Below are 9,677 nucleotides of genomic sequence, written 5' to 3'. Positions count from 1 at the left end.
GGGCGCTCGCCGGCGCCCCCCCCCCCCGCCCCCGGCGGGCGCGCGCGGGGCGGGGGGGCGGCGGCGGGGCCCCGCCCCGCGCCGCCGCGCGCGCGCCCCCCCCCCCCCCCCCCCCGCGGCCGTAGCCGGGTGGGGCCACGGAGTAGGGTGCGGCCAGAGTCGTCTCAGTGAGGTGCTGTCTCGATGCTCGATCGAGGTGTGATGCTCCCCAGCTCGTTCCAGGCCGCCCGCGCCCTGGCCACCACCCGCGTGCTGGAGCCGCCCGACCTCGCCGACGCCCTGGAGATCCTCCACCGGGACCCGGTCGCCAACGCCTTCGTCGCCACCCGCGTCGAGTCGGTCGGCCTCGACCCCTGGCGGCTCGGCGGCGAGATGTGGGGCTGGTACGACGAGGACGGCGTCCTCGACGCGCTCTGCTACGCCGGGGCCAACCTGGTCCTGGTCAACGCCGGTCCGCCGGCGGTCCAGGCCTTCGCGGAGCGGGCGCGGGGGCCGGGGGGGCGGGGGGGCGCGGGAGTCGGGGGCGGCGGGGCCCCCGCGGCCCGGAGGGGGGGCGCGGGAACGAGGTGGGGGGCGGGCCCGGCCCGGGGCTGGACACCGCCGGCCCGCGGGCGGTCCTGGCCTTCGCGGCGCGGGCCCGGCGCCAGGGGCGCCGGTGCTCCTCGATCGTCGGTCCGGCCGGACCGACGGCGGCCTTCTGGGCGCTCCTGGAACGGAGTTGGGGACCGGCCCGGGACGTGCGCGCCCACCAGCCGCTGATGGCCACGACGGTGTCCTCGGCGGAGATCGCCCCCGATCCGCTGGTCCGGCGGGTGCGGCGGAACGAGGTCGAGGCGCTGATGCCGGCCTGCGTGGCGATGTTCACCGAGGAGGTCGGGGTGTCGCCGCTGGCCGGGGACGGCGGGCTGCTGTACCAGGCCCGGGTCGCCGAACTCGTCTCCACGGGACGGTCGTTCGCGCGGTTCGGGGACGACGGCGAGGTGGTCTTCAAGGCCGAGGTCGGCGCGGTGACCGAAGGGGCGTGCCAGATCCAGGGGGTGTGGGTCGCGCCGGAGCACCGGGGGCGGGGGCTCTCGGAGACCGGGATGGCGGCGGTGCTGGACATCGCGCTGCGGGAGGTCGCCCCGGTGGTCTCGCTCTACGTCAACGACTTCAACGTGCGCGCCCGGGCCGCCTATCGACGCGTGGGCTTCCGCGAGGTCGGGGCGTTCATGAGCGTGCTCTTCTGACGGGGACGTCCGCCCGCCCGTTGTTTTCACATCGGGCTTCCTCACGTTGGGCTTCCTCAAGTGGGGCCTCCCCAGGGGGGATTCCTCCGGCGGCTCGGCCGGGTCGGCGGCGCTGATCTGCGGCTCCGCCCGCGTCGGCGCGGCGCGGGTAGTAACGTCCGGGGCATGGATCAGCTGACCGGGGTGACGATCGAGGCCATCGACCTCGCGGCCTGGGCGCCGCAGGCGCTCGACGTCCAGGCCGTGGCGTTCGGGCTGACGCCCGAGGAGGTCGCCGTCCGGCTGCACATCGTCGGCCGGCACGCCCAGCAGCCCGGGGTGATCGCCCTCGGCGCGATGAGCGGCGGGCGGCTCGTCGGCTTCGGGTACGGGATGCCCAACCGGCGCGAGCACTGGTGGAGCACCGTCATCGAGCCCTACCTGGTCTCCCGCGGGCACGGGGACTGGCTGGACGGGGTGTTCGCCATCACCGAGCTGCACGTGCTGCCCGAGTGGCAGGGCCGGGGCGTCGGTTCGCGGCTGATCCGGGGACTGTGCGAGCGCTCGGGCCTCGACCGGAGCATCCTGTCGGCGATCGACGCCGAGACGCCGGCCCGGCGGCTGTACCGCTCCCTGGGGTACCAGGACCTCGCGCGGGCGGTGCGCTTCCCGGCCACGGACCGGCTGTACGCGGTGATGGGGGCCCCGCTGCCGCTGCGGCGGCCGGGCGCGGGCGCGGTTCAGAGCGCGCCGGCGAACTCCAGGTAGAGCTCGGCGTCCTCCCGGCGCTGCGCGGCGAGGGCGCGCAGGCCGAGGTCGACGGCGCGGTGGAGCGTCCAGCCGCGCAGGCGTTCCTGGTCCACCTCCAGGGCCTCGGAGAGCTGGTGGAGCCGCCTGCGGATCGCGCCGGGCGCACCGGCCGAGCCGACCACGGTGTCCGCGCGGTCGAGGACGAGGCGGGCCAGGTCGTAGGCGCGCTCCCCGGCGAGGGGGCGGGGGTCGATGGCCAGCCAGGGGGCGCGGTCGGCGGCGAGGACGTTGCCGTGGTGGAAGTCGCCGTGCAGCAGGAACGTCTCGGTGGCGGAGGCCGCGAGGGCGGTCCCGGTCTCCAGGGCCTCGGCGACGAGGGCGGCCGCCTCGGGCGGGGGCGCGACGGCGGGGGCCCCGGCGGCGACGCGGTCGGCGAGGGTGGGGTAGGCGTGCTCCTCGGGCAGCGGCACCCACAGGCGGTGGAGGAGGCTGGTCGCCTCCAGCATGGCCTTGGGCTCGGCGAGCGACCGCAGGGGGATGTCGCCGTGCAGACGCTCCAGGAGCAGGACCCCCTCGGCGGGCACGGCGTCCAGGAGGAGGACGGCGCCGCGGCCGGCCCATGCGGTCAGCGCGGCGTGCTCGGTGGCCGTCTCGGGCGTGACCAGGCCGACCTTGAGCACGGCGGGGGAGAGGTCGTCGCGGTGGACGTAGGCGACGAGGCTCAGGCTGCCCCCCGGGTCGAGGATGCGCTCCAGGGTGAGGTCCCAGTGGTCCAGGTGGGCGGCCACCCGCTCCGGGAGGCCCGCCAGCCAGGCCCCGGCCGCGTCGCCGCCGGGGCTCGCGGCGATGCTGCGCGCCAGCCATGCCGGCACGGTGATCTGTGCTGCTGCTCCCGACATGCCGGCCTTCCGGTTGGTGTTCCCCCGTGGTGCTACCCGTCCATTGTCGGTGATCGGGGCGAAAGCGCAGGTCAGTGTCGCGCGGAGGGTGCCGGGCTCAGGAAGTCGCGGACGGGGTCGGGGCCGGGGTCGGCGACGCGGTCGGGGACGCCGTGGCCTGGTCGTCGATGCCCGGGAACGCGCGCTGGGGCGCGCCCCAGCGGCGGGCGTGGAGGGCGGCCTCGCGCAGGGCGTCGGCCGCGGCGGTGCGCTGCTGGGCGGGGACGGCGGTGACCAGGTCGGCGTAGATCACGGTGAGCCGGGTCTCGATGTGGGCGGCGAGGCGGATGGCCGCGGCCGCGTCGGTGACGGCGAACGGCAGCTGGTAGCCGGCGGCCGCCGGGCCCGGGGTCGCTCCCACGCCGGTGAGGAGGCGCTGCCACGCGTCCCGGCGGGCCTGGTGGTCGGCGTAGGCCGTCCGCGCGTCGGCGCGCTGCTGGTCGTCGGGGAGCTTCGCGCCGACGACGCCGTAGCCGTATATGGCGGCGTGTTCGGCGTTCAGGGCGCCCTGGAGCGCGGTGACGGCCTCGGGGGTGAGCGCCGCGCCCGGGGTCGCGGAGGGCGAGGAGTCCGGCGCGGCCGGGGGCGCGGTGTCGCCGAGCGCGGTGGCGTGCACGGCGGCCGACGCGGCGACGGAGGCCAGGAGCCGGGCGAGTTGCGGGGACGCGGCGCCCAGGTCGGCCAGGTGGGCCTGAGCGGTCCGGCGTTCGAGGGCGGCCAGCTCGGCGGTGGTGGTGACGGGGGACGTAGTGGCCGTGGGGGTCGGCGCGGTGGCGCCCGGTGTGGTGGTGGAGGGTGCGGGCGGTGTCGGAGGCGTGAGGGTCTGCGCCAGCGCCGCCCGGTGCTCCGCGACCTCGGCGCGCAGGGGCTGGAGCTGGGCCGTCGGCAGGCCGTCGTAGGCCGCGAGCAGCGCGTCGGTGGCGGTCACGGCGCGTCGGCGGAGGGGCTCGTCCGGGTCGGGCCGACGGGCGTCGGCGGGCGCCTCCCGGTCGGGGCCGGTGGTGCAGGCGGCGGCGGTCAAGAGCAGTCCGAGGGCCAGGAAGCTCCGTCGGCTGGGCGGCTGCATGCGTGTCACTCCGGGGCGTGTACGGGAGGACGGCCTCCCCGCCTGCCCTCGTAGGCGTGAATGATTACAGAATCCCCACGATTTCGGCCCGGATCCGGGGCGGGAGGAGGGCCGGGGGCGGGTGTGACCTTGCTCGCACTGGGTGGCGGACGGCCTGGGCGGTGTGGTCCCGGAATCGGTGGTTCGCGGCATCACCGGCTAGGCTTTGGGCCGAGCTGCCGCGACCCGTCGGGACGCGGAGCGACCTTCTGACAACAGCAGACGCGGCCGAGGAGTCCACCCGGATGAGCACCACCACCAACGACCGGCTGCGCGCGTTGCTGGAGCCGCTGGCCGCGCGGGCGGGCCTGGACCTGGAGGACGTCAGGGTCACTCAGGCCGGCAGCCGCCGCCAGGTGCAGATCGACGTCGACACCGACGACGGCGTGGACATGGACGCCATCGCCGACTTCAGCCGCGTGGTCGGCGAGGCCCTGGACGAGTCGGACGTGATGGGCGACGGCGCGTACCTGCTGGAGGTCGGATCCCCCGGTGCCGAGCGTCCGCTGGCGCTGCCCCGGCACTGGCAGCGCGCCGAGGGCCGGCTGGCCAAGATCCACCTGGCCGACGGCGGGGAGGTCGTCGCGCGGGTGCTGGAGGCGGACGAGGACGGCGCACTGGTCGAGGTGCAGCCGGTGAAGGGCCGCGGCCGTCCGAAGGAGCGCCGCCTGGAGTACTCCGAGGTGGCCCGGGCGCGCGTCCAGGTCGAGTTCAACCGCAAGGACGACGAGCTCCTCGACGAGGGGGACGACGGTGCGGAGTGACGGCCGCACGCACTGGACCATGATGAACGTGACGAAAGACGAGGAGGCGTAGCCGTGGACATCGACATGAGTGCCCTGCGCACGCTGGTCAACGAGAAGAACATCCCCTTCGACCTGCTGGTCGAGTCGATCGAGTCGGCCCTCCTCACCGCGTACCACCGCACCGAGGGCTCGCGCCGCCGGGCCCGGGTGCACCTGGACCGCAAGTCCGGGCACGTCACCGTGTGGGCGATGGAGGACCCGGCGGAGCTGGACGAGGGCGTCGAGCCCAAGGAGTTCGACGACACCCCGAACGGTTTCGGCCGGATCGCGTCCAGCATCGGCATCCAGGTGATGATGCAGCGCCTGCGCGACGCCGCCGACGACCAGACCTTCGGCGAGTACGCGGGCAAGGAGGGCGACATCGTCACCGGTGTCGTCCAGCAGGGCAACGACCCGAAGAACGTGCTGGTCGACATCGGCAAGCTGGAGGCCATCCTGCCGCCGCAGGAGCAGGTCCCGGGCGAGGACTACCGGCACGGCACCCGGCTGAAGTGCTACGTCGTGGCCGTGCGCCGCGGTGTCCGCGGGGCGTCGGTGACGCTGTCGCGCACGCACCCGAGCCTGGTGAAGAAGCTGTTCGCGCTGGAGGTCCCGGAGATCGCGGACGGCAGCGTGGAGATCGCGGCGATCGCCCGCGAGGCCGGCCACCGCACCAAGATCGCGGTCTGGTCGCGCCGCGCCGGGCTGAACGCCAAGGGCGCCTGCATCGGCCCGATGGGCGCCCGCGTGCGCGCCGTGATGGGCGAGCTGCACGGCGAGAAGATCGACATCGTGGACTGGTCGGAGGACCCCCGCGAGATGGTCGCCGCCGCGCTGTCCCCCGCGCGGGTGACCAGCGTGGAGATCGTCGACGCGGCCCAGCGCTCCGCCCGGGTGATCGTGCCGGACTACCAGCTGTCGCTGGCGATCGGCAAGGAGGGCCAGAACGCCCGCCTCGCGGCCCGTCTGACCGGGTGGCGGATCGACATCCGGCCGGACACCGAGGACGCCGGCCAGGAATCCGCGGAGCGGTAGTCAATGTTGTAGCGGACGTCCCCGCCGGTCCTCCGGGACTGGCGGGGCGGCGCCATGTCCCTTCGGAGGGGTAGACTTGCCTTCGTCTGGCCGGACGCATGTCCGAGCACGCCCGGAACGCACCTGCGTGGGCTGCCGCAAGCGCGCGGCCAAGCACCAGCTGTTGCGTGTCACGGCGGTCGAGGGCGTCTGCGTCCCCGATCCCCGTGGCGCACTGCCGGGCCGGGGCGCACACCTGCACCCCGATCCGGCCTGCCTCGACCTCGCGGTCCGCCGTCGGGCGTTCCCCCGGGCCTTCCGGCTCCAGGGCGCGCTCGACACGGAGCGGCTCCGCGGGTTCATCGAGGGGCGGGCGGGCGGCAACCCGGAGTCCTGATTTCTCCCGGGCCCCCCGCTTCGGAGAACCACCGCAACAAGTACGGCGGGCGGGCAGCCGCGCGCCGTGCCACCAGTCAGGTACCTCGCGATGTGGAAGTAGGTCGAGATTGCGATGAGCACTCGATGAGTACGCGATGAGTACGCGATGGGTACGCCCATGAAGTAGCGACGGTCCGGCGGACGAGACACCCCGGACTCATAGACAGGAGTGAAGTGGCTAAGGTCCGGGTTTACGAACTCGCCAAGGAGCTTGGCTTGGAGAGCAAGGCCGTCATGGCCAAGCTCACCGAGCTCGGCGAGTTTGTCCGTTCGGCGTCCTCGACGATCGAGGCGCCGGTCGTGCGCAAGCTGACTGACGCGCTTGGTGTGGCCCCCACCGGTGGTGGCGCTGCCAAGCCGGGCCCGCGGAAGTCCGCGGCGCCCTCTCCCTCCGGGGCCCCCAAGCCGGGTGCCCCGACCCCGGGGCCGCGCCCGAGCGCGACCCCTGGTCCCCGTCCCACCCCGGCCGCCGCGGCTCCCGCCGCCCCGGCCGCCCCCGCTGCCCCCGCAGCCCCGAAGCCGGCCGGCGCGCCGACTCCGGGTCCGCGCCCGGCCGCACGTCCCGCCGCTCCGGCGGCCCCGGCCGCGCCCGCGGCCGAGTTCTCCTCGCCGGCTCCGGCCGGTGACGCCCCGCGTCCGGCCGCCCAGGCCCCGCGTCCGGCGGCGCAGGCCTCCGGCGGCGCCCGTCCGGGCCCGCGTCCGGCCGGCCCGCGTCCGGGCAACAACCCGTTCACCTCGGGCAGTGCCACCGGCATGGCCCGCCCCGGCGACCGCCGTCCCGGCGCGCCGGGCGGCCGTCCGGGTGCTCCGGGTGCGCAGGGCGGCGACCGCCCGCGTCCCGGTGGCGACCGTCCGCGTCCGGCCGGTGCTCCCGGTGCCGACCGTGGCGCCCCGCGTCCCGGTGGCGACCGTCCGCGTCCGGCCGGTGCTCCCGGTGCCGACCGTGGCGCCCCGCGTCCCGGTGGCGACCGTCCGCGTCCCGCCGGTGCTCCCGGTGCCGACCGTGGCGCCCCGCGTCCCGGTGGCGACCGTCCGCGTCCCGACGGCATGCCCCGTCCGGCCGGTCCGCGCCCCGGCGCGCCGAGCCCGTCCGGCATGCCGCGCCCGAACCCGGGCATGATGCCGCAGCGTCCGGCTCCGGGCCCGCGTCCGGGTCCCGGCGGCCGTGGCCCCGGTGGCCCCGGCGGCCGTCCGGGTGGTCCGGGTGCCGGCGGCGCCCGTCCCGGCTTCCAGGGTCGTCCGGCCGGTCCGGGCTCGCGTCCGGCCGGTGGCGGCGGCTTCGGCGGCCCGCGTCCGGGTGGCGGTGCCCCCGGTGGTGGCGGTGGCGGCTTCGGTGGCGCCCGTCCGGGTGGCTTCGGCGGTCGTCCCGGTGGCCCGGGTGCCCGTGGTGGCACGCAGGGTGCCTTCGGCCGTGGCCCCGGTGGCCGTCCGGCCCGTGGCCGCAAGTCGAAGCGGGCGAAGCGCCAGGAGTACGAGGCCATGCAGGCCCCGTCCGTCGGCGGTGTGATGCTGCCCCGCGGCAACGGCCAGACCGTTCGCCTGTCCAGCGGCGCCTCGCTGATGGACTTCGCGGAGAAGATCAACGCCAACCCGGCCGCGCTCGTCTCCGTCATGTTCAACCTCGGTGAGATGGTCACCGCGACCCAGTCGGTCTCCGACGCGACCCTCGAGCTGCTGGCCGGCGAGATGGGCTTCCAGCTGGAGATCGTCAGCCGGGACGACGAGGACCGCGAGCTGCTGGAGTCGTTCGACATCGACTTCGGCGCCGACGAGGGCGACGAGGACCAGCTGGCCCCGCGCCCGCCGGTCGTCACCGTCATGGGTCACGTCGACCACGGTAAGACCCGCCTGCTGGACGCGATCCGCAAGTCCAACGTGGTGGCCGGCGAGGCCGGTGGCATCACCCAGCACATCGGTGCCTACCAGGTCGTCACCGAGGTGAACGGCGAGCAGCGTCCGATCACCTTCCTCGACACCCCGGGTCACGAGGCGTTCTCCGCCATGCGTGCCCGTGGTGCCAAGTCCACCGACATCGCGATCCTGGTGGTCGCGGCCAACGACGGTGTCATGCCGCAGACGGTCGAGGCGCTCAACCACGCCAAGGCCGCGGGCGTGCCGATCGTGGTCGCCGTCAACAAGATCGACGTCGAGGGCGCCGACCCGACCAAGGTGCGCGGTCAGCTGACCGAGTTCGGTCTGGTGGCCGAGGAGTACGGCGGCGACACCATGTTCGTCGACATCTCCGCGCGCCAGGGCCTGAACATCGAGCAGCTGCTCGAGGCCGTGGTCCTGACCGCCGACGCCTCGCTCGACCTGCGGGCCAACCCGGAGCAGGACGCGCAGGGTATTGCGATCGAGGCCCACCTCGACAAGGGCCGCGGCGCCATGGCGACCGTGCTCGTCCAGCGCGGTACGCTCCGCGTCGGCGACTCGATCGTCGTGGGCGACGCCTACGGCCGCGTCCGCGCGATGCTGGACGAGAACGGCAACAGCCTCACCGAGGCCGGCCCGTCCCGTCCGGTGCTGCTGCTCGGTCTGACCTCGGTGCCCCGCGCCGGCGACAGCTTCATCGTCGTCGACGAGGACCGCACCGCCCGTCAGATCGCCGAGAAGCGCTCGGCCCGCGACCGCAACGCCGCCTTCGCGCAGCGTCGGGTCCGGGTGTCCCTGGAGGACCTGGACAAGGCCATCGCCGCCGGCGAGATCGAGCAGCTCAACCTCATCATCAAGGGTGACGTCTCCGGTTCGGTCGAGGCCCTCGAGGACGCCCTCGTCAAGCTCGACGTGGGCGAGGAGGTCGAGCTCCGCATCCTGCACCGCGGCGTGGGTGCGATCACCGAGTCCGACGTCAACCTGGCGATGGGTTCGGACGCCATCATCATCGGCTTCAACGTGCGCGCCGAAGGCCGTGCGCGTACCGCGGCCGACAAGGAAGGCGTGGACGTCCGGTACTACTCGGTCATCTACCAGGCGATCGAGGAGATCGAGAACGCCCTCAAGGGCATGCTCAAGCCGGAGTACGAGGAGGTGCGCCTCGGCGCCGCGGAGATCCGCGAGGTCTTCCGCTCCTCCAAGTTCGGCAACATCGCCGGTGTCCTGGTCCGCGACGGCATCATCCGCCGCAACGCCAAGGCCCGCCTGCTGCGCGACGGCAAGGTCGTGGCGGAGAACCTCTCGATCGAGGGCCTGCGCCGCTTCAAGGACGACGCGACCGAGGTCCGCGAGGGCTTCGAGGCCGGTGTGACCCTGGGGTCGTTCAACGACATCAAGGTCGAGGACATCATCGAGACCTACGAGATGCGCGAGAAGCCGCGCGCGTAGTCGCTGGTCACCGGGGCCGGGGGGCGGGGGGGGTTTTCCGGGCCCCGGCCCCGGGGCGCGGGGGTGGGGGGGGGGGTGGCCACAGTCGGGGGTGGGGGCCGGGGTCGGGGCGGGCCCC

The 9,677-nt window shown here is 75.0% G+C and carries 7 protein-coding genes and 2 pseudogenes; 7 read left to right on the top strand and 2 right to left on the bottom strand.

The genetic code is table 11. From position 1 onward, the window contains the following. Positions 1-201 precede the first annotated feature (201 nt). The 3 genes and pseudogenes from ACFV4F_RS33205 to ACFV4F_RS33195 all read left to right on the top strand — a co-directional run. Positions 202-480: pseudogene (locus ACFV4F_RS33205) on the top strand (DUF4081 domain-containing protein); the annotation flags it as partial. Positions 481-623: 143 nt separating this feature from the next. Then, positions 624-1,229, top strand: a pseudogene (locus ACFV4F_RS33200) (GNAT family N-acetyltransferase); the annotation flags it as partial. A gap of 165 nt (positions 1,230-1,394) precedes the next feature. Further along, entirely contained in the window at positions 1,395-1,976 is a 582-nt protein-coding gene (locus tag ACFV4F_RS33195; protein WP_380445456.1) for a GNAT family N-acetyltransferase, read from the top strand. Here ACFV4F_RS33195 and ACFV4F_RS33190 read toward each other — a convergent pair. Both ACFV4F_RS33190 and ACFV4F_RS33185 read right to left on the bottom strand, forming a co-directional pair. Continuing rightward, a complete protein-coding gene (locus ACFV4F_RS33190) occupies positions 1,949-2,857 on the bottom strand; it encodes an aminoglycoside phosphotransferase family protein (RefSeq protein WP_380445457.1) in 909 nt (302 codons plus the stop codon). The genes ACFV4F_RS33195 and ACFV4F_RS33190 overlap by 28 nt on opposite strands. A gap of 97 nt (positions 2,858-2,954) precedes the next feature. Beyond that, on the bottom strand, positions 2,955-3,512 hold the full coding sequence (locus tag ACFV4F_RS33185; RefSeq protein ID WP_380508186.1) for a ferritin-like domain-containing protein: 558 nt from the start codon (positions 3,510-3,512) through the stop codon (positions 2,955-2,957). 734 nt (positions 3,513-4,246) lie between these two features. Between ACFV4F_RS33185 and rimP the strand changes: the two genes are divergently transcribed. From rimP to infB, 4 genes are all read left to right on the top strand, one after another. Continuing rightward, entirely contained in the window at positions 4,247-4,765 is a 519-nt protein-coding gene (gene rimP / locus ACFV4F_RS33180; RefSeq protein WP_380445459.1) for a ribosome maturation factor RimP, read from the top strand. A 54-nt stretch (positions 4,766-4,819) separates the two neighbouring features. Continuing rightward, entirely contained in the window at positions 4,820-5,821 is a 1,002-nt protein-coding gene (gene nusA / locus ACFV4F_RS33175; RefSeq protein ID WP_380445460.1) for a transcription termination factor NusA, read from the top strand. A gap of 127 nt (positions 5,822-5,948) precedes the next feature. Then, entirely contained in the window at positions 5,949-6,197 is a 249-nt protein-coding gene (locus ACFV4F_RS33170; protein ID WP_380445461.1) for a YlxR family protein, read from the top strand. Positions 6,198-6,412: 215 nt separating this feature from the next. Then, positions 6,413-9,559: a translation initiation factor IF-2 gene (gene infB / locus ACFV4F_RS33165; protein WP_380508153.1), complete on the top strand. Its 3,147-nt coding sequence runs from the start codon at positions 6,413-6,415 to the stop codon at positions 9,557-9,559. Positions 9,560-9,677 lie beyond the last annotated feature (118 nt).

Source organism: Kitasatospora sp. NPDC059722 (genome assembly GCF_042733235.1).
Classification (GTDB): Bacteria; Actinomycetota; Actinomycetes; order Streptomycetales; family Streptomycetaceae; genus Kitasatospora.
The sequence above is the reverse complement of the archived record's forward strand: the minus strand, read 5'-3'. Positions and strand labels throughout refer to the sequence as shown.

Coding starts and splice junctions, on each gene's coding strand:
- ACFV4F_RS33195 (WP_380445456.1), top strand. CDS start 1,395: ATGGATCAGCTGACCGGGGTGACGATCGAGGCCATCGACCTCGCGGCC.
- ACFV4F_RS33190 (WP_380445457.1), bottom strand. CDS start 2,857: ATGTCGGGAGCAGCAGCACAGATCACCGTGCCGGCATGGCTGGCGCGC.
- rimP (WP_380445459.1), top strand. CDS start 4,247: ATGAGCACCACCACCAACGACCGGCTGCGCGCGTTGCTGGAGCCGCTG.